The sequence below is a fragment of the Moraxella ovis genome, from assembly GCF_900453105.1.
GTDB lineage: Bacteria > Pseudomonadota > Gammaproteobacteria > Pseudomonadales > Moraxellaceae > Moraxella > Moraxella ovis.
Genome location: NZ_UGPW01000001.1, coordinates 1,821,815 through 1,841,821, shown reverse-complemented (window position 1 = coordinate 1,841,821; position 20,007 = coordinate 1,821,815). Strand labels below are relative to the sequence as shown.

Annotated in this window: 15 protein-coding genes and 1 pseudogene; 8 read left to right on the top strand and 8 right to left on the bottom strand. The window is 48.0% G+C overall.

Translation table 11 applies throughout. The features are described 5' to 3' along the window. The first annotated feature begins 97 nt into the window (after nt 1-97). The 7 genes from DYD54_RS08835 (at nt 98) to DYD54_RS08805 (ending at nt 10,535) form a co-directional block, all read left to right on the top strand. Nucleotides 98-3,853 carry a nitrate reductase subunit alpha gene (locus DYD54_RS08835; protein ID WP_063514589.1) on the top strand — a complete coding sequence of 1,252 codons (3,756 nt, stop codon included), beginning with the start codon at nt 98-100 and terminating at the stop codon, nt 3,851-3,853. A 128-nt stretch (nt 3,854-3,981) separates the two neighbouring features. Next, entirely contained in the window at nt 3,982-5,520 is a 1,539-nt protein-coding gene (gene narH, locus DYD54_RS08830) for a nitrate reductase subunit beta (RefSeq protein WP_063514588.1), read from the top strand. An 11-nt stretch (nt 5,521-5,531) separates the two neighbouring features. Then, nucleotides 5,532-6,329, top strand: a complete 798-nt coding sequence (gene narJ / locus DYD54_RS08825; protein WP_063514587.1) for a nitrate reductase molybdenum cofactor assembly chaperone — start codon at nt 5,532-5,534, stop codon at nt 6,327-6,329. A gap of 11 nt (nt 6,330-6,340) precedes the next feature. Next, nucleotides 6,341-7,045 carry a respiratory nitrate reductase subunit gamma gene (gene narI / locus DYD54_RS08820; RefSeq protein WP_172459610.1) on the top strand — a complete coding sequence of 235 codons (705 nt, stop codon included), beginning with the start codon at nt 6,341-6,343 and terminating at the stop codon, nt 7,043-7,045. A gap of 180 nt (nt 7,046-7,225) precedes the next feature. Further along, nucleotides 7,226-8,248, top strand: coding sequence for a peptidylprolyl isomerase (locus DYD54_RS08815; RefSeq protein WP_084260682.1), 1,023 nt, complete (start codon nt 7,226-7,228; stop codon nt 8,246-8,248). Between the two features lie 51 nt (nt 8,249-8,299). Next, the gene (locus DYD54_RS08810) at nt 8,300-9,568 is read left to right on the top strand and encodes a molybdopterin molybdotransferase MoeA (protein WP_063514585.1); all 1,269 of its coding nucleotides are present in this window, start codon (nt 8,300-8,302) and stop codon (nt 9,566-9,568) included. Nucleotides 9,569-9,725: 157 nt separating this feature from the next. Beyond that, the gene (locus DYD54_RS08805) at nt 9,726-10,535 is read left to right on the top strand and encodes an HpcH/HpaI aldolase/citrate lyase family protein (RefSeq protein ID WP_063514584.1); all 810 of its coding nucleotides are present in this window, start codon (nt 9,726-9,728) and stop codon (nt 10,533-10,535) included. A 3-nt stretch (nt 10,536-10,538) separates the two neighbouring features. On the opposite strand, the gene epmA is transcribed toward DYD54_RS08805, so the two are convergent. From epmA to DYD54_RS08765, 8 genes and pseudogenes are all read right to left on the bottom strand, one after another. Next, on the bottom strand, nt 10,539-11,495 hold the full coding sequence (gene epmA / locus DYD54_RS08800) for an EF-P lysine aminoacylase EpmA (RefSeq protein ID WP_063514583.1): 957 nt from the start codon (nt 11,493-11,495) through the stop codon (nt 10,539-10,541). A gap of 12 nt (nt 11,496-11,507) precedes the next feature. Further along, the gene (locus DYD54_RS08795; protein ID WP_063514582.1) at nt 11,508-12,578 is read right to left on the bottom strand and encodes a 4-phosphoerythronate dehydrogenase; all 1,071 of its coding nucleotides are present in this window, start codon (nt 12,576-12,578) and stop codon (nt 11,508-11,510) included. A gap of 2 nt (nt 12,579-12,580) precedes the next feature. Next, a complete protein-coding gene (locus DYD54_RS08790) occupies nt 12,581-13,744 on the bottom strand; it encodes an AI-2E family transporter (RefSeq protein WP_063514581.1) in 1,164 nt (387 codons plus the stop codon). Between the two features lie 198 nt (nt 13,745-13,942). Beyond that, nucleotides 13,943-14,389 (bottom strand): annotated as a pseudogene (locus DYD54_RS08785) (YaiI/YqxD family protein); the annotation flags it as partial. A gap of 38 nt (nt 14,390-14,427) precedes the next feature. After that, a complete protein-coding gene (locus tag DYD54_RS08780; protein ID WP_063514580.1) occupies nt 14,428-15,522 on the bottom strand; it encodes a 5-(carboxyamino)imidazole ribonucleotide synthase in 1,095 nt (364 codons plus the stop codon). A gap of 131 nt (nt 15,523-15,653) precedes the next feature. Continuing rightward, complete coding sequence (gene purE / locus DYD54_RS08775; RefSeq protein ID WP_063514579.1) at nt 15,654-16,190, bottom strand: 5-(carboxyamino)imidazole ribonucleotide mutase; 537 nt, start codon at nt 16,188-16,190, stop codon at nt 15,654-15,656. A 91-nt stretch (nt 16,191-16,281) separates the two neighbouring features. After that, on the bottom strand, nt 16,282-17,193 hold the full coding sequence (locus DYD54_RS08770; protein WP_063514578.1) for a metallophosphoesterase: 912 nt from the start codon (nt 17,191-17,193) through the stop codon (nt 16,282-16,284). Nucleotide 17,194: 1 nt separating this feature from the next. Further along, nucleotides 17,195-17,803 carry a rhomboid family intramembrane serine protease gene (locus DYD54_RS08765; RefSeq protein ID WP_063515031.1) on the bottom strand — a complete coding sequence of 203 codons (609 nt, stop codon included), beginning with the start codon at nt 17,801-17,803 and terminating at the stop codon, nt 17,195-17,197. Between the two features lie 520 nt (nt 17,804-18,323). Between DYD54_RS08765 and DYD54_RS08755 the strand changes: the two genes are divergently transcribed. Then, nucleotides 18,324-19,982 (top strand): OmpA family protein, encoded by a 1,659-nt coding sequence (locus DYD54_RS08755; protein WP_063514576.1) that lies wholly within the window; start codon nt 18,324-18,326, stop codon nt 19,980-19,982. The last annotated feature ends 25 nt before the right edge of the window (nt 19,983-20,007 follow it).

Sequence of the window (20,007 nt, the reverse complement as noted above, 5' to 3'; positions counted from 1 at the left end):
CGTCAAGTTAATACCTTAATTTGGCGGTTTTCTTTATAGTAAGCTCATCAATTTAGCCAAAAACTTTTTAAGTTTAGCCAACCCACAAGGGGGATTTATGAGCCATTTATTAGACCAATTTCGTTTTTTTAAGAAAAAAACGGGCGAATACGCTGACGGACACGGCGAGATTCGTGATGAAAATCGTGATTGGGAGAACAGCTATCGCAGTCGTTGGCAGTTTGACAAAATCGTCCGCTCAACTCATGGCGTGAACTGTACAGGCTCATGCTCATGGAAAATCTATGTCAAAAACGGACTGGTAACGTGGGAGACTCAGCAAACCGACTACCCACGTACACGTCCAGACCTACCCAACCACGAACCTCGTGGCTGTCCCCGTGGTGCGTCTTATAGTTGGTATATGTACTCTGCCAACCGTGTCAAATACCCCAAAGTGCGTAAGCCATTGCTAAAACTTTGGCGTGAAGCCAAGGCAGTCCACAAAAACCCTGTGGACGCATGGGCAAGTATCGTAACTGACCCAACCAAGACCGAGCAGTACAAATCCAAGCGTGGCATGGGAGGCTTTGTCCGCTCGTCATGGAATGAAGTGGTGGAAATCATCGCTGCTGCCAACATCTACACCGCCAAGACCTTTGGTCCTGACCGTATCATTGGCTTCTCACCCATTCCTGCCATGAGTATGATTAGCTATGCCGCTGGCTCTCGCTATTTGTCGCTTATCGGTGGGGTGTGTTTGTCGTTTTATGATTGGTATTGCGATTTGCCACCAGCATCTCCGATGACTTGGGGTGAGCAGACAGACGTGCCAGAAGCTGCCGACTGGTACAACTCTGACTACATCATCGCATGGGGGTCAAACGTACCGCAGACCCGTACCCCTGACGCTCACTTTTTTACCGAAGTGCGTTATAAAGGCACAAAAACTGTCGCCATCACCCCTGACTATGCTGAGATTGCCAAGCTGTGCGACCTATGGCTAAACCCAAAACAAGGCACAGATGCCGCTCTTGCTCAGGCGTTTTGTCATGTGATTATCAAAGACTTTTATCTAAAAAATCCAAGTGCCTACTTTACCGACTATGCCAAACGCTACACCGATTTGCCCATGCTTGTCATGGTCGAAGGCGAAGGGCAATCGGCACGAGCAGGGCGGTTTTTGCGTGCGTCTGACTTGGTGGACAACCTAGGTCAAGACAACAACCCCGAATGGAAAACCATCGCCATCAATAATAATGGCGAGTTGGTGTCGCCTTATGGGGCGATTGGCTACCGTTGGGGCGAGAGCGGTCGCTGGAACTTGGAGAGTAAAGAAGGTAGAAACAACACAGACGTGGATTTGGCTTTGACCCTAAAAGGCTCAGGCGAGACGGCAACGGTTGGCATGGACTACTTTGGCGGTGATGAACACCCTTACTTTACCGCCGCCGAAGGGGATAATATCCAGTACAAAAATGTGCCTTGCAAAACGCTTACACTAGCCAATGGCGAAACAGTCAAAGTGGTAACAGTCTTTGATTTAATGCTTGCCAATCTTGGCGTGGACAATGGCGTGGGCGGTCAGCACGTAACTGATGATTATAATGATGAAACCGTGGCAGGCACGCCTGCTTGGCAAGAGAAAATCACAGGCGTAAGCCGTGAAAAAGTCATTCAAATCGCTCGTGAATTTGCCGACAATGCCGACAAGACTCATGGCAAATCGATGGTCATCATTGGGGCAGGCATGAACCACTGGTATCACATGGACATGAACTACCGCGGCGTTATCAATATGCTTATGCTGTGTGGCTGTATCGGTCAGTCAGGGGGCGGTTGGGCTCATTATGTCGGTCAAGAAAAACTAAGACCGCAGACAGGCTGGGCTCCTGTTGCCTTTGCCTTAGACTGGCACAGACCGCCACGCCACATGAATGGCACGAGCTTCTTTTATAACCATAGCTCACAATGGCGACACGAAAAAGTCTCGGCTCATGAGATTTTGTCGCCCCACGCTGACAAATCACAGTTCCCTGAGCATATGCTTGATTACAACGTGCGTGCCGAACGAGCAGGCTGGCTACCGTCCGCCCCACAGCTTAACATGAACCCCTTGGAGCTTGGTCGTCTTGCCAAGTCATCAGGGCAGGATATTGAGAGCTATGTCGTGGACAATCTGGCAAGTGGCAAAGTGCGTTTTGCTGCCGAGTCGCCTGACAATCCTGCCAACTTCCCAAGAAATCTATTTATCTGGCGGTCAAACCTGCTTGGCTCATCGGGCAAGGGGCATGAATATATGCTTCACTACCTACTAGGCGCCAAGCACGGTATCCTAGGCGAAGAGACCATTCATGACGGCATTCGCCCAACTGAGATTGACTTTGAGCCAAATGGGGCAACGGGCAAACTTGACCTTGTTACCACGCTTGATTTTAGAATGTCGTCCACCTGTCTGTACTCAGACATCGTGCTACCGACTGCCACATGGTACGAAAAAGACGACCTGAACACGTCTGATATGCACCCCTTTATCCACCCATTGACCGCTGCCACCGACCCTGCGTGGGAGTCCAAGACGGACTGGGAGATTTATAAGCTTATCGCCCAAAAATTCTCCGAGCTGTCAGTCGGTCATCTTGGCGTGGAAACAGACATTGTAACCTTGCCCATGCAGCACGATTCAGAGGGCGAGCTTGCCCAGCCCTTTGGCGGAACCGACTGGAAAACCCAAGGCGTACGCCCAGTCCCTGGTAAGAACTGCCCACACATCAAAGTCGTGGAGCGTGATTATCCGTCCACTTATGCCAAATTTACATCGCTTGGCACGCTCATGGATAAGCTCGGCAACGGCTCCAAAGGTATCACATGGGACACCAAAGAAGAAGTCAAACTACTTGGCGAGCTAAACTACACCGTTACCGAAGACAACGCGGCTCACGGTCGCCCACGCATTAATACCGCCGTGGATGCTGCTGAGACGGTACTCATGCTCGCCCCTGAGACCAACGGACACGTGGCGGTCAAGGCATGGGCGGACTTGTCAAGCAATACAGGACGAGACCACACGCACCTTGCCAAATCGTCCGAGCATGAAAAAATCCGTTTCCGTGATATTGTCGCTCAGCCCCGTAAGATTATCTCATCCCCAACTTGGTCGGGGCTAGAATCCGAAAAGGTGAGCTACAACGCAGGCTACACCAACGTGCATGAGCTCATCCCTTGGCGTACCATCACAGGTCGTCAGCAGTTCTACCAAGACCACCCTTGGATGCAGGCCTTTGGCGAGCAGTTGCAACAATACCGTCCGCCAATTGACACAAGAGCGACTGACGAGCTAAAACGCTATAAGTCAAACGGCAACAAAGAGATTGTACTAAACTTCCTAACGCCACACCAAAAATGGGGCATTCACAGTACTTACTCTGAGAACCTGCTCATGCTAACGCTGTCCCGTGGTGGTCCTATCGTGTGGATGAGTGAGATTGATGCCAAAAAAGCAGGTATCGAAGACAACGACTGGATTGAAGTCTTTAACCACAACGGCACCATCACCGCCCGTGCGGTCGTCTCTCAGCGTGTCAAAGAAGGTATGACGATGATGTATCACGCCCAAGAAAAGCTTGTGAACATCCCTGGTTCTGAAAACTCAGGCACCCGCGGTGGTATTCACAACTCAGTAACTCGGGCAATTCTAAAACCCACGCACATGATTGGCGGTTATGCCCAGCAAGCGTACGGCTTTAACTACTATGGTACGGTCGGCTGTAACCGTGATGAATTCGTGGTGGTGCGTAAGATGGCGAACATCGATTGGCTAGAAGGCAAGCCTGATGACAGTCTGCCACGTCCATTGCCTACTACTTTGGACTGATAAACCGCCCTGTTTATCCCTTTTGGTAGGATAGCAAGCCTTTGACAAAAGGGATAAACTAAACCAAATTTTGACCTACCGATGTTCTTTTAAATTAATTAAAAAGAACTAGGCATAAGGGGAATCCTATGAAAATTCGCTCACAAGTTGGCATGGTGTTAAACCTTGATAAATGTATCGGTTGCCACACCTGCTCTGTTACCTGCAAAAACGTCTGGACAAGCCGTGAAGGCATGGAATACGCATGGTTTAACAATGTAGAGTCCAAGCCTGGTATCGGCTACCCCAAAGAGTGGGAAAACCAAGAAAAATGGAAGGGGGGTTGGATTCGTAATGCCAACGGCTCCATCAACCCACGCATTGGCGGTAAATTCCGTGTGCTTGCCAATATCTTTGCCAACCCTGATTTGCCAACGCTTGACGACTATTATGAGCCGTTTGACTTTGACTATCAGCACCTGCACACCGCCCCATTAGGCGACCATCAGCCGATTGCACGCCCACGCTCGCTCATCACAGGCAAGCGTATCCAAAAAATCGAATGGGGACCAAACTGGGAAGAAATCCTAGGCTCTGAATTTGCCAAACGCCGTGCCGATAAGAACTTTGACCAAGTCCAAGCCGACATTTATGGTGAGTACGAAAACACCTTTATGATGTACTTACCACGCTTGTGCGAGCATTGCCTTAACCCAACGTGTGTGGCGTCGTGTCCATCGGGAGCGATTTATAAGCGTGAAGAAGATGGCATTGTGCTTATCGACCAAGACAAATGCCGTGGCTGGCGTATGTGTATCTCGGGCTGTCCTTATAAGAAGATTTATTATAACTGGAAATCAGGCAAATCCGAAAAATGTATTTTCTGCTATCCACGCATTGAGTCAGGTCAGCCAACCATCTGTTCTGAGACGTGTGTGGGGCGTATTCGCTATCTTGGCGTGCTTTTGTATGATGCCGACAAAATCAAAGAAGCCGCCAGCACCCCGAACGAAAAAGATTTGTACAAAGCCCAGCTTGATGTGTTCTTAGACCCCAATGACCCTGCCGTCATTGAGCAAGCTCTAAAAGACGGCGTGCCGATGAGTGTCATCGAGGCCGCCCAAAAATCACCTGTGTACAAACTGGCGATGGATTGGCAACTTGCCTTGCCTTTGCACCCAGAATATCGCACCTTGCCGATGGTATGGTATGTGCCACCGCTATCGCCAATCCAAAATGCTGCACAAGCGGGCAAAGTGGGCATGGACGGGCTTATCCCTGATGTGGATAGTCTGCGTATCCCTGTCAAATACCTTGCCAATATGTTGACCGCTGGCGATGAAGTGCCTGTCAAACTTGCCCTAAAACGTCTGCTTGCCATGCGTTCTTATAAGCGTATGCAACTTGTCGATAAGGTTGAAAGCCAAGCGGTGCTTGATGACGTGGGCTTGACCAAACACCAAGTCGAAGAGATGTACCGCTATTTGGCAATCGCCAACTACGAAGACCGCTTTGTCATTCCGACCGCTCACCGTGAAGAGGCGTTGTCTGATGCCTTTGCCGACAAAAACGGCTGTGGCTTTACTTTTGGTAATGGCTGTACAGGCGGTAATGATGTCAGTATGTTCGGTCAGCGTAAGTCCAATCGCCGTGAGATGATTGAGACCGTGCAGACGTGGGACAACTGATGGGGGCTAGTATGAATCATCTTGATTTTAAATTATTAAAAGTGATAAGCCTGCTTATGGATTATCCGTCTGATGAGTTGTTTGCCGATGATACGCTAGATACGTGCAAAGACATTGTGGCAACATCAAAGCTCATCAGCCCCGAGGTTCGCCAAGAGATTAACGCCTTTGTTGATGAGTTATCAAGCAAAGGCTTGATTGAGGCTCAGTCGGCGTATGACAGTCTGTTTGAGCGTGGGCGTTCGTTGTCGCTTTGGCTATTTGAACACGTGCATGGTGAGAGCCGAGACCGTGGGCAGGCGATGGTGGATTTGATGGGGCAGTATGAACAGGTGGGCTTTGCCATTGATGTCAAAGAATTGCCCGACTATTTGCCCATGTATCTAGAATTTTTGTCTTATAAGGCAGGCTTTGCAGATGACGTTGAGATTCGCATGGAGATTGCTGATGTTAGCCACATCATCGCTCTACTGGGGGCGAGACTGGTGGACAAAGGCAGTAGTTATGCTGGGCTGTTTAAGGCGTTATTGCAAATTGCAGGCAAGCCTTTGACTGTCATTGATGATGAGCTTGCCAAGATGGGCAAAGACAAGGTAGATGATACGACTTTTGATGCCATTGACAAAGAATGGGAAGAAGAAGCCGTGGACTTTTTGGCGGCAAAGCAAGAAGAACGCTGTCCGTCAAGCCAAACCGACATTCGCATTGCCGAGACCTTGGCAAGACAAGCCCAAAAGACAAGCGAAATCCCTGTGCATTGGGTGGATTTTAAAACCAATAAAAACGCTGACGAAGGAGTGTTATCATGATAGCAGCAGCAATCACAGCAACGACCCCCGAGAATTGGCTTCATGTCTTTTTGTTCGGTATTTATCCTTATATCGCCTTGACGGTGTGTATTTTGGGCTGTTGGGCGAGATTCGATCTATCGCAGTACACATGGCGTGCAGGCTCAAGCCAAATGCTGTCTGATGGTTATATGCGTGTGGCGAGCAACTTATTCCACGTTGGTATCATCGTGGTGTTATTGGGGCATTTCTTTGGTATGATGACGCCGCATTTCGTCTATGAGCGTATCATTACCGCACCTCAGAAGCAGCTTCTGGCGGTCATCGTCGGTGGTATCGCAGGCGTAATGTGTCTGATCGGTCTGCTGATGCTGATCTGGCGACGCTTTACCGATGCGCGTGTCAGCCATACTTCGACGTTCAGCGATAAGATGCTACTTGTCATTATCCTTGTGCAGCTTTTGATGGGTCTGGGTACGATTTTTTCTTATCCTGAACACAAAGATGGCGCGCTCATGGTATCACTGGCAGGCTGGGCGCAGAACCTTGTGATCTTAAGACCTGTCTATGCAGCATCTTTGGTACAAGATGCCGGACTGATCTATAAGCTGCACATGTTCCTAGGAACAACGCTGATCCTATTGGTGCCGTTCACGCGTCTGATTCACATTATCTCAGCACCAATCTGGTACTTGGGTAGACGTTGTCAGATCGTTCGTCAAAAAACGTCGCAGTAACCCAAAAGAATAACAATAATAATAAACGACACATCCTTTTCACCGCAAGATTTCCAGCCAGCTTGCGGTGTTTTTTTATGTGCTCAAAATTGATTTTTATCAATCTAAAACCAAAGGAGTATAGCAAATTGTCACAGAAAGGAGAATAATAATCCAAAACCAATCTTAGGGGAATTCCTCATGACTGTCCAAGCCTACAACCCAAAAAATCCAGAGCAAGCACCGGCATCAACGTCTGATTTGGTGCAAGTCCAAGAACCAGCTTCCAAAGCCCATCATGATTTTGAAGATGATGGCATTCGTGTCATGCCAACTTCTGACGACCTAAAGCGCCTATCATCGGATGCTAAGCTTATCGAACGAGCATTGGCTGAAGAAAAATCTAATCACAGCAATCTCATCGCATCATCCAGACAGACTGTGCCTAGCATCTATGTCAATGGCGTGGAGATTAGCGAAAAAGCCATCGGTGAAGAAGTGCAGTATCATCCAGCGAATAGCCAAGATGAGGCGCTGTTCTTATCAGCGCAGGCGCTCGTTATCCGTGAATTATTGCGTCAAGCGGTGCTTGAGGATGAGGAGCTTGCAGGAGAGTGGGAGGTAGATGATGAATTGGCAATCTCAAAACTCATCGCCAAAAATGTCAAAGCCAACACGCCCACCGAAGACAATTGCCGCCAATATTATGAATTTAATAAGTCGGAATTTAGTACGCCACCTGTGATGAACGTGCGCCATATTCTGTTGGCTTGTCCACCAGAAGAAGGCGAAGAGCGCATCGAACTTAAAAAACGCGCTTATGAGATAATTGATGTCATCAAGTCCAGCACCAACCCAGCAGCAGAATTCATCACACTGGCGATGCAACATTCTGCCTGTCCATCTAAGACGGAAGGCGGTGAATTGGGCATCCTACAAAAGGGCGCGACTGTACCTGAATTTGAAAAAGCAGTATTCGCACTACCAATAGGGCTTGCTCCAAGCCCTATTGAGACGCGTTATGGGATGCACGTCGTGGAGGTATTGAGCCGTATGGATGGTAAAGGGCTGTCATTCGATGAGGTGCTACCAATGATTCGCAACCGCTTGGCACAAGAAGCGTTCCATCATGGGCTGATTGATTATCTATACACCCTAAAACAAAATGCCGACATCGTAGGCATTGAGATTGATGTTAATCAAGAAAACGTGTATCGTGGCTAATTATTCAGTAATTCATCCGAATGTGTCATTAATCAAATTCTGGGGAGTCACATGTCCTTAATACCTGTCAAAGACCTAAAACAAGCCATCAGCTTGCGCGCGCATGATCACGCGCAGGCGCACCCACGTCCTGTACACACCTGCCAGCTTGATGATGCGCTGGGATGTATTTTAGCAGAGCAGGTAGTGGCTGATTTTGATGTACCTAGACAGAACCTATCTGCGATGGATGGCTTTGCGCTTGGTGCAGGTTCTGATTTATCAGATCAGACCGCCTTTGAAGTGATTGGCGAGTCTTGCGCAGGTTCGCCATTTACAGGGCAGATTCAGACTAATCAAGCGGTGCGAATCTTTACAGGGGCGGTCGTACCTAGTGATGCTGATACCGTGGTGATGCAGGAGAACACCGATTATCAATCGATTGCGGACTTCCCTTATGCTGTGACGTTAACACAGGTAGCGACGGCGGGGTCGAACATCAGACGACAAGGCGAAGAGATCACTAAGGGTGAAGCTTTACTTGATGTTGGTAAGCGGCTTAACCCTGCAGACATCAGCTTGTTAGCCAGTCTTGGTGTGGCAAGTGTCTTAGTGTGTCAGCCACTGACTGTAGGCGTGATTGCGACAGGAGATGAGCTGGTTGCTGTGGGTGAGAGTCTGCCAAGCCTTGCTAATATTTATAACTCGAACACGCCAACCATTAAGGCGCTACTTGCTCGTCTGCCGGTGCAGGTGCGTGATTATGGCATCATTTTTGATGACCTAGATCAGACCAAGGCAGCAGTACAGCGCGCCATCGATGAATGTGATGTCATCATCTCAAGTGCTGGCGTGTCGGTGGGTGATTATGATTATCTTACTGAAGTTGTCGGTCAGCTCGGTCGGGTGCATCATTATAAGGTGAACATGAAGCCGGGCAAGCCATTTGTATTTGGTGAGTTTCATCGAGCTGATAAACCGGTGCTGTATTTTGGTCTACCGGGCAATCCATTATCCACCATAGTTGGGATGCTACAGTTCGTGCGTCCTGCACTTTGGCAACTGTCAGGGTGTGCCAGTCATGATCTGCCGTACGCCTCGGCAATGCCTGCTGTCTGCCAGACAGACATCACCAAAAAAGGCACGCGCCAAGAATTCCTAAGAGCGGTATTTGTTTTTGATAGTGGTCGATTGAGTGTCAAGCCATTAGGTGCTCAAGATTCCCATCGAGTCAAGCAGATGAGCCATGCCAATTGCTTGCTTGTACTGCCATGTGATTGCACGGGTGTAAAGGCGGGCGATACAGTGATGATTGAGCCTTTTGAATGGTGCTTTGGGTAAATTATACCCAACAAAAAGCCGCACGATTATTATTGTGCGGCGTTTTTATTGCAATTGATACAAATCGCAGCGACCATAGCAGTCGATAATTTACAGTCCGTCATGAATGTGATAAGGTAAAGCTCTAAAGACGCCAACAACTCATGATGGAAGAGCTATGAATAATGCCTTTAAGACTTACCTATTTGTCCCTGCCACGCGTTTGGATCGAGCATCCAAGGCGCTAGATGGCGATGCCGATCATGTCATTATCGATCTAGAGGATGCAGTAGAGGCTTGGAATAAGGATGCGGTAAGATCGTCATTGCAAGAATTCGATAAAGCTGTCAATCAGTCATACTGGCTACGCATCAATGCCGCCCATACCGCTGATTATGCGCATGATGTTGCCATGATTCAGACGCTCGATCATGTGGTAGGCGTGTTATTGCCAAAGGCAGAATCTGCTCTGTCAATCACAGCGCTGCATCAAGCGACCAATCTGCCCATCATCGCGGTCATTGAGACAGCCAAGGGTGTCCTAAATATTGACAGCATGGCCACTGCGACTGGATTGCTGACGATGACTTATGGCTGTCTGGATTTGGCAAAATCGCTTGGCATGACACTTGATACGCCAGCATCTAAGGTGGTATTGGATAGGATTCGTGCTGATTTATTACTGCATTCTGCGGTGAATGAACTTAATGCGCCGATTGAGACGATCTTTGTAGATTTTAATGATGATGACGGCGTAGGTAAATTCGCCAAATTCGCCAAAGATTTTGGTTTTGATGGTCAGCTTGTCATTCACCCTAAGCAGATCGCACCCATTCGCCGCGCCACCGCCCACGATGATGCGATGCTTGGCTTTGCCAAGGCGGTGTTAGATCATCACGAGGCGACAGGTGAGGCGGTGTTCTCTGTGCAGGGCAGGATGGTTGATCTGCCTGTCATCGAATGGGCGAGAGGAGTTCTTGAGCGTTAATTATTACGCCTTATCTGTAGTAATGGCGATGGCGTGGTTGATGCTTGGCAGTCGATCGCGCACCATGAGTAGTCTGTCCACGCCTAGGGCGATGCCACTACATGGCGGTATCTCATCACAGGCAGCGATGAGGTGCTTGTCTATCGGCATGATGGGCAGGCCCAGTTGTTGCCGCTGTGCATTATCTGAGGTGAATCTGGCGTATAGCTCGTCGCCATCAGCCAGCTCATCATAGGCGTTGGCAATCTCAATGCCATCGATATACAATTCAAAGCGCTTCGCCACCAAGTGCCCTTCCGCGTCGTGCTCTGCCTTGGCAAGTGCAGCGGTGGCAAGCGGGTAATCCACCACCAATGTCGGCACATCTTTACCCAAGTCCGGCTCAATTAGATGGCTGAATAATAAATCCAACCACCCTTGTCTGTCATCTGCCATGTCTAGGTGAATTTCGTGAGCGATGGCACATGCCTTAAAGGCTTCGATCGAATCTCTGTACGGATGAATCCCAAGAGGTGAGAAGCTATCGGCATAGCTTAGCTTCCTAAAGGCGATGGGCTTATCCATGACAACGCTAATCAGCTGTCTTAATTCTTCAGCCAAATCATCCAAGCTAAAATGCGGACGATACCATTCTAACATGGTAAATTCGATGTTATGCTTCGTGCCACGCTCATTGTCCCGAAAGACCTGACAGATCTGATAAATCGGTACTTGCCAAGTTGCGAGCAGTCTTTTCATTGCAAACTCAGGTGAGGTGTGCAGGTAGCCCGTGGTGGGTTTGCCCAATTGATGAAAATGCGCCACAACCGATTCTATGAAAGTATCAGTATTGCTGGCATTGGATAATATCGGCGTGGTCACCTCCATCACGCCTTTATCAGCAAAGAACTGACGAATGGCGAAGAGTATGGCGGCGCGACTTTGGGCTTGGGCGAGGGTTTGGGTGGGTTTGTAGCTCATGTTATGTGCTGCTTAAGATAGCCATTCACGGCGTAGGTTGTAGGTTTTTCTAAGATGGTCAAAATCAGCAGGGTGCACACCATCATTGGCAACTGCACGCAGATCGCGATCATCTTTGGCAATGTCATAATAGTTATTTAGGGTCTGCCCAGGTTGACTTCGAACACCCGCCAAAAAATCAGGCCATTTATAAGGATTATCAGGCAGTAATGGATTAATTTGCTGAATAACTGGTAAGCCAAATTCTTGACAGAACGCCTGATAAATCATGTCCGTGCCACGAAGCTTGCCTTCTAGGGTATAGCCTGCGATGTGCGGTGTGGTGATGTCAAGATGGTCTAATAACACTTGATCAATGTGAGGCTCATGGGGGAATACATCCAGAACCGCTTGTAGATTTTTGGTGCGAATGTTGTTTAATAGATCATCTTGATTGATGATCTCGCCACGGGCGGTGTTGATGAGTAGGGTGTTGTTTTTTAATTTGGATAGGTTGTCAGCACTTAGCATCTCATGGGTGGGGTTCTCGCCGGTGTGTGTCAGCGGCGTATGAATGCTAACGACATCGCTTCTGCTAAGTGCATCATCAAGGCTGCTGTTGTTTATGGCTGAAGCTGCCAAAAATGGATCATGACCCAGCACTTGCCAATTTAGCTCATGGGCATAATGCGCCAATGTTGAGCCAATATTGCCAAGGCCGATGATGCCAAGTGTGATCGGTTGATGTACACTATCTGGATGAAGTGTGAGAATGGAAGTGATGACATACTGAGCCACCGAATGCTTGCTACACCCTTTGGCATTGGTAAAGCTAATACCACGTTCTGCCAGATAGTCTGTATCCACATGATCTGTGCCAATGGTCGCTGAGCCAATGAAGCGCACATCACCAAAATCCTGAATGCTGCCTTGATGAATCGGCGTGACGGAGCGGATGAACAGAGCATGCGGGCGATGGGTATCAATGGCGGCTTGATTGATGTCGCGACCTTTTAGCTTAATGACGTCGATGTCATGATGCGACAGATAATCATCGATATTGGCGATATTTTCATCGGCTAAGATGGTGATGGCATGAGTCATGATTAATCGTCCAATTTGTCTTCGTTTAAAATTGGCTTCGGTGTTGTATCAGCCAATAAACCTTCACCATCTGCCACGGCAAAGTGACCGTCTTTGGCAGCGAAGATCTCGTTCTTGTGCTGGCTGATCCATTCGCGCCACACCGCAAGTCCGATTGCCAGTAAGACAGGGCCGATGAACAGACCAACGAAGCCGAATGCGGTCAAGCCACCAAGCACACCGATAAAGATAATAATAAATGGAATCTTGGTCGCGCCACTGATGACGATGGGGCGAATGAGATTATCCACCCAGCTGATGACCAAGATGCCCCACAGGACAAGACCGATGCTTTCGGTGGTATGACCCTGAGACAGTAGCCACAGTGCCACCGCACCCCATGCAAAAGGCGTACCAAAAGGAATTAATGCCACCACAAAAGTAACCAAAGTCAGCAGAATCGGGTTCGGTGCACCTGCCACGACATAGCCAAGACCTGCCAATAGCGCCTGAGCCAGAGCAGTCAGACCGATGCCATAGATGACGGCTTGCGTGGTTGCGCCGACAGAGTTGATGTAATCATCGATGCGATCGCCGATGATATTACGTAGTGCTTGACGAATTTGGCGCATGAGGCTGGTGCCATCACGATAAAAGAAAAACAGCGTCATAAGTGCCATGCCCAGTTTGGTAAGGTTCTTAAGAACGGCATCAAACGCAATTTTGCCATAATATAGATGCGACTGAACCCAGTTACGCACCGCTGCCATAGAGGCCTCAGGGTCTTTGTTGATTTCCCACAGGAGGTTTTTGACCTGCTGACCGATCACGGGCAGATCTTTGATGCTGTCAGGTAGATCAACATAGCCTGCCTGCAGTCGGTGAATCGCCATGCTGTAGAAATTGATGACTTCTTGTTGTAAGAAAAACACACCCACCACCAAAGGCACGCCGATCATCAAAGACACACAGGCGGTCATGATCAGTGCGCTGATGGTTGGGCTAAGATGGACTTTTTGATGAAAAAAACGATACAAAGGAAAGGTGATGTACGCCAAAATTGCCGCCCAAATCGCAGGCGAAATAAAAAAATGCACCACTTGAAAACACAGAATGATCAAAATGGTAAGCAAAGTGAGCGCGAGCAAGCGTTGGATGACGAGTTCTTTTGTCCAAGTTTCTAACATGGCGGTTGTGAGCGTCCTGTTCGTATTTTTATTTTAAAGTGCCAAAAAGCGTGTGATTTTTGAGGTGAAAATTTTGCCCTTTATTATGCCTTAATTTTTTAAAAATAGCTTGTCACAGATGCAGGAATTTGCAAATATTTTTACAATTTCTGTTTCGTGATTGATGCGGGTAGTTTTTGGGTTAGGTTGGGTTTTGGCTTTGACAAGGCGATTAAGACCATTGGCGAAGGCGATTTTGTCTTTGTCACTGTATGATTTTTGTCCGCCCATCTGCTTAGGGTCCAGCACGTTCGTGCCACGAAGCGACTCCATAAAATCCCGAGCATTTAATTTGGGTTTGATGTTATTTAGGGTAAATTCCTCGCCTCGTGAAGTCAGAACTCTAGCGCCTTTTTCCAGTACATCATTAGCAAGAGGAATGTCAGATGTGATGACTAGATCGCCTGCTTGAGTGTTATCGACGATGTAATTGTCCGCCACATCAAAGCCTTGTGATACGACCACCATGTTCAGGTGTGGGGATGGCGGGAGTTTGATAAAATTGTTCGCCACGAAGATTGCCATAACGTCTGTGCGGTTGGCGGTCTTAATGATGAGCTCTTTGGCGATGGCGGGAATGGCGTCGGCGTCTATGTAGATATTCATAAGATAAAAAAAAGGGCAGTAGTATACCCTTGGTGGTGTTATTTTAATAATTGCTCAACTTTTAGAACAGTCTCTTCAAGCTCATCACACATTACCGTGATATGCCCAATCTTACGACCGTCTCGCTCATCTTTGTGATAATGATGAAAATGCACACCGTCAATCGCCAGTACGTCTTGTAGGTTTGGGTATTTGCCGATGACATTTAGCATGACGGATGGCTTGATGATGTCAGTGCTACCTAATGGTAGGCCTGTCACCGCGCGCATGTGGTTTTCAAACTGGCTGCACACCGCGCCTTCAATCGACCAATGTCCAGAGTTATGCACGCGTGGGGCGATCTCGTTGGCGATCAGTCCTGAGTCTGTCACGAATAATTCTAAAGTCATGACGCCCACGTAATTTAGATGCTCGAGCAGTTTTTTGATGCTGCTTTGGGCTTGTTCATTGAGGTGCTCAGCGCTTGGTGCAGGGGCGACAGTCTTGGCGAGGATGCCGTTGTGATGAGTGTTCTCAACCAGTGGGTAATAGCGGATGTCACCATCTTGGGCGCGCACGGCGATTAATGACACTTCGCGGCTAAAATTAATAAAGCCCTCAGCGATTAACGGTGCGCTCTTGGTGGCGTCACCAAGCTCTGCCCAGGCTGCCTTAATGTCATCTTGAGTGCGAATAACGAATTGCCCTTTACCGTCATAGCCGCCACGAGTGGTCTTTAGTACCAGCGGCAAGCCAAGTTTCTCGCAGGCTACATTCAGCTCATCTTGGGAATTCACCGCTAAAAATGGCACAGTAGTAATGCCAAGTTCATTGAATAAGTTTTTCTCGTTTAGGCGGTCTTGGGCGATGAATAATGCCTGTGATGGCGGGTATAGCTTGGCATGAGATTCGATGCTTTGCGCTGATGACAACGGTGTATTCTCAAATTCTAGCGTGAAAGTGTCACACACATTGGCAAATTTATCATAGTCAGCGTTGGTCATGACTTCACCTGCAAGTGCCCCAGGGCAGTTTGGCGCATCTTCCAAAAAGACACTACGAATACCAAGCGGACGCGCAGCATTGGCAAGCATAAGACCTAATTGACCACCGCCAAAGATGCCGATGGTGCGAACGGGAGCAAGTGTAGTCATGATGGTCTCTTTAATCAATAATAAAATGATAAAATTTGGCGGCTATTATCGCACATTTGACATAAATTTAGTGTAAATTTTATAAGAATTAACGCAAAAAATCGCCCAGTGAAGGGCAGTTTTTGGGGTGGTTAGCCGATGATGCCAGGCGTTGGGTTGTCAAGGATGCTTTGGGTTTGCTTTGCGCGAAATTCGCTGACTTTCTTGCCCAGAGCTTCATCGTGAATGGCAAGCATCTGCACCGCCAGCAGTCCAGCGTTATAAGCACCAGCACCACCAATCGCGAGTGTGCCGACCGATACGCCGCGCGGCATCTGTACGATTGACAGCAGGCTGTCCCAGCCTGATAGGGTGGATGATTTGATAGGTACGCCTAATACAGGAAGATCGGTCTGTGACGCGCACATACCAGGCAGATGAGCGGCACCGCCTGCCCCTGCGATGATGATGGATAAGCCACGCTCTTTGGCGGATTTGGCGTAGTCGAATAGCTTATCTGGTGTGCGATGTGCAGAGACGACTTCGCACTCAAAAGGCACGCCAAATTGTGTTAATACATCCGCAGCTTCAACCATGGTTGCCCAGTCAGATTGGCTGCCCATGATGATGCCGACTTTTGGTGCGCCAGCTGGTGATATGGCAGCAGCAGGTTGGGCTTGGCTAGACATAATTTTCCTTAAAAAATAGAGTGATTAAACGCATTATTATAACAAAAAATCACCACAAAAGCTGTCGCTAACAGCACAAACTTAGCGAATTTTATCCATAAAACTGCACAAAGTTCTCAGCAGATAGTCTTGGATTGTCTGTGTCAAATTGATAGGTAGTCAGATAGCCGTCTTTGCCTGCAGAATAGTCTGTACAAATCACCTGATCCGACAGCGGCGCAGAGTCGCCTGTCAGCCAATAATGTCCGATGATGACAGGCTTATCAGTACCAAGCGTAAAATCAATGGGGCAAACCAGATCGTTAGGCAGTGTTGATAGGTCACAGTTGCTCGCGGCAGACAGCTTCACGACAGGCTGATTTAAATCATCTTTCCACCATTTGACGCGCACGTCTTGGCGTAGATGCCCCAGACCGTCTTTGATGAACACGCCATCGGGTAGGTGTGCTTGTACGCCTGTTAGGATTTTTAGGATGTTCTGATGGGCAATCTTAGGTAGATCTTTAAAATCATTTGGGCTTAGGCGATTATCATGCAGATAAGGCATAAGGTTTGTCATCGCCTTAGCATCGGGGCAGGCGTGGATGATTAGGCAGCCATCTAGTTCTAACCACAGTGGCAATTCAAAGAATCGATTAAGCCAATGCTGGTGCAGCGCCGAGCCTTCGCCAACCGCTTCCAAGAATACCTGATGTGTCTCATGCTGGCGTGGCGTGGGGTTGTAGATGCGCTTGCCTTGATCGTCCGTGGTGGCGTAACCGATGGCGTTATATTCATGATTGCCCATCATTCCCAGTGCTTGATGATTGTCAATCATGTCAAAGACAATACCCAGCGTCTCAAGCTGAGCGTCGCCACGATCGATAAAATCACCCACGAAGATGGCCTTATGATTTGGCGGTGCGATGTGGCTACTACCATCGTGTCGATAGCCCAATTTATCCAATAATCCTAATAGCTTATCCACCTGCCCGTGGATGTCGCCGATGATGTCATAAATCATATTAAAATCTTGGGCTTAATAATGCTGAAACGAAATGCATCGCCAATTTTGGTTCAATGAGAATGGTGGCGATGACACCGAATGCCGCGCCATATAGATGCGCTGAATGATTGACATTACCTGTGCCGCGGCGATCTGCATAGATGCTATAAGCTGTATAAAGCACCGCAAAGATAATGGCAGGAGTGGGCAGGATTCCAAAGAAATACAAAGTCTCCCACGGCGCAAATAAAATAAAGCTAAACAATACAGCTGAGACAGCGCCTGATGCGCCAAGCCCCAGATAGCGTGAGTTGTTTTTATTTTTTAGGTAGGTTGGGATGATGGCAGCGACGATGGCCAGCACATAAAACCCCACAAAGCCCAATGAACCGAATCGACTGATATAAAACTGCTCAATCACACGTCCAAAGAAGTACAGCGTAAACATATTAAAAAGCAGGTGCATGCCGTCCGCATGAATAAAGCCGTGCGTGACGAAGCGATCATACTGCTTGAAGCGCGTGATGGAAATGGGGTCAAAAATCAACCGTCCCATGAGTGTGCGATTTTGCCAAGCGATAAGGCTGATGATGACGGTGATGATGATTATGGCGGTGGTGTGATTCATGATGTCAAATAAAATAAATACGACTAAGAGGCAATAAATTTGTCGCATGAGCAAGCTAATATGCCCATCGATTGGCTAATAATTAAAAAAGTTAAAACTTATCCAAATCACCCATAAAATGGAAAGTGATGTCAAAAAATAGCAAGCCTTGTTATGTTGCAGCAAAAGTTGGCGCAATAGAGCTCTGATGATCTAAAATACCCAAATTAGACTTCAAATGACAGCCTGTAACTTGTGATTTGGTGCGTGTTAGTATATCAGTTTAAATGTGTTTGGCAACCGCAGAGCTTAATAAAACAGTGGATTATGTCAGTATTTAGGTAACCAATGGGTGGGCTGTACGGTGGTTTTGTAAAAACATGTCACCAGATGGTTTTTGTGGCAGGTGTTTTGTTTAACTATTGTGTTAAGGTCTTTTTTATTTCTCAAAAATGGTTCACAATAACACACAATCAAGTTCTAGGTGTGATCAGGCTTAGGATTTTATTAAAAACAAACACACAAACAAAGGAGTTTTCTTATGAACCTTATCCATACTTTATCTGAGCTGGTTACCCCGCACGTTTTGGCTGCGACAGCGACCTATGAAGGCGATAACACGACTAAGAGCAAATTGCTTTCAGCGTTTTATGCCATCTTTGCTTCACGCCTAACTGATGGTAGTGCTTTTTCTCGTCTGTCTGCATTAAATCCACTGGATTTAGATAATGGCCGCAGCATTCTTGATGCCGTATTCAATGATAACAATACCATCAATCAAACAGCTCAGCTAAATGATCAGCTTGCCAAAGAATTCAACCTATCTACTGCGACTACCAGCGCACTAACTGCTGTGTCAGCGCCTTTGGTACTTAGCAAGCTAAAAGAATTGTCTGGTTCAACTTCTTTGCCTGTATTCCTAAAAGACAACCTATCAACATTCAGCTCGCTACTGCCTTCATGGGCATATGCGCTACTACCAGCTGGTCTTCTAGGCGGTGCCGCTGCTGCAACTGCAGCCACTAAGCCCGCCGCCGCTACTGCTGTTAAGACAGAAGCTGCGCCTGCTGCTCATGCACGCGTTGAGCCAGCTGCAGCAAACACTCACGTGGTACGCGAAGAAGAGAAGAAAGGTGGTTTCTTAAAGAGCATCTTGCCAATCATCGGTCTGATCATCCTAGGTGGTCTTGCATGGCTATTACTACGTGGCTGTCAAGACAAGCCAGCGCCTGTTGCAGCACCTGCCCAAAATGCTGACGAAACAGCTGCAGCACCAGCATCAACGACCGCTGCTGACGCAACGCCTGCTACTCTAAACATCGCTGTAGATGAGACTGGTAATGCGGTTTATTCTTGCCGTGGTCAAGCAGGTTCTGAAGGTGTGCTTGGTTCTATCCGTACTGCGATCGCGGGCGTATTCGGCACTGATAAGTGTTCACTAGAGACAGCGACTGGCTACTCTGACACCATGCCAGCGGCAGACCACCTACCTGCAATCCTGGGTCTGATGAAAGGCGTACCCAGCTCTAGTGTGAGCATCGCAGATAAAACTGTTCGCTTCAATGCAGGTAACGAAGCTGATGTGGCTAAGCTAATCGAAAGTGCTAAAGGTATCCTACCAGCAGACTTCACTGTAGAAGCAGAGCCACAGCTTGACGTAGCCGCTGCTGTTGCAGGTAGCATCAATTCTGCTAAGCAAGCCATCTCAGGTCTTGGCGACAACACGACTGCTGATGATCTAGTACGCGCTCTAAATCTACAAATCATCAACTTTGCAACTGACTCAAGCGAAATCCCTGCTGAGAACCAAGAGATTCTTGATCTTGCTGCAGCGAAGCTAAGCGCACTACCAGGAGCAACACTAAAAATCATCGGTCACACCGATAATCAAGCGTCTCACGAGTACAACCAGCAGCTATCTGAGGAGCGTGCTGTCGCTGTTCGTGATTACCTAGTATCAAAAGGTGTACCTGCTGAGCGTCTAAGTGTTCAAGGTGCAAGCTATGACCACCCAGTAGCATCTAACGCAACTGAACAAGGTCGCTTCCAAAACCGTCGTATTGAGTTCACTCTATCTCAAGCTGGTAAGCAAGTTGCCGCAGTTGGTAATGCACCAACCAGCAAAGCTACTCAAGTAGAAGCAAATCAAGCCGAAGCAGCACAACCTGCTAAAGCACCTGCAGCTACCGAGAGCAAATAATAAAGTCCTATCTTTGAATAATCAA

Coding starts and splice junctions, on each gene's coding strand:
- DYD54_RS08835 (WP_063514589.1), top strand. CDS start 98: ATGAGCCATTTATTAGACCAATTTCGTTTTTTTAAGAAAAAAACGGGC.
- narH (WP_063514588.1), top strand. CDS start 3,982: ATGAAAATTCGCTCACAAGTTGGCATGGTGTTAAACCTTGATAAATGT.
- narJ (WP_063514587.1), top strand. CDS start 5,532: ATGAATCATCTTGATTTTAAATTATTAAAAGTGATAAGCCTGCTTATG.
- DYD54_RS08815 (WP_084260682.1), top strand. CDS start 7,226: ATGACTGTCCAAGCCTACAACCCAAAAAATCCAGAGCAAGCACCGGCA.
- DYD54_RS08810 (WP_063514585.1), top strand. CDS start 8,300: ATGTCCTTAATACCTGTCAAAGACCTAAAACAAGCCATCAGCTTGCGC.
- DYD54_RS08805 (WP_063514584.1), top strand. CDS start 9,726: ATGAATAATGCCTTTAAGACTTACCTATTTGTCCCTGCCACGCGTTTG.
- epmA (WP_063514583.1), bottom strand. CDS start 11,495: ATGAGCTACAAACCCACCCAAACCCTCGCCCAAGCCCAAAGTCGCGCC.
- DYD54_RS08795 (WP_063514582.1), bottom strand. CDS start 12,578: ATGACTCATGCCATCACCATCTTAGCCGATGAAAATATCGCCAATATC.
- DYD54_RS08790 (WP_063514581.1), bottom strand. CDS start 13,744: ATGTTAGAAACTTGGACAAAAGAACTCGTCATCCAACGCTTGCTCGCG.
- DYD54_RS08780 (WP_063514580.1), bottom strand. CDS start 15,522: ATGACTACACTTGCTCCCGTTCGCACCATCGGCATCTTTGGCGGTGGT.
- purE (WP_063514579.1), bottom strand. CDS start 16,190: ATGTCTAGCCAAGCCCAACCTGCTGCTGCCATATCACCAGCTGGCGCA.
- DYD54_RS08770 (WP_063514578.1), bottom strand. CDS start 17,193: ATGATTTATGACATCATCGGCGACATCCACGGGCAGGTGGATAAGCTA.
- DYD54_RS08765 (WP_063515031.1), bottom strand. CDS start 17,803: ATGAATCACACCACCGCCATAATCATCATCACCGTCATCATCAGCCTT.
- DYD54_RS08755 (WP_063514576.1), top strand. CDS start 18,324: ATGAACCTTATCCATACTTTATCTGAGCTGGTTACCCCGCACGTTTTG.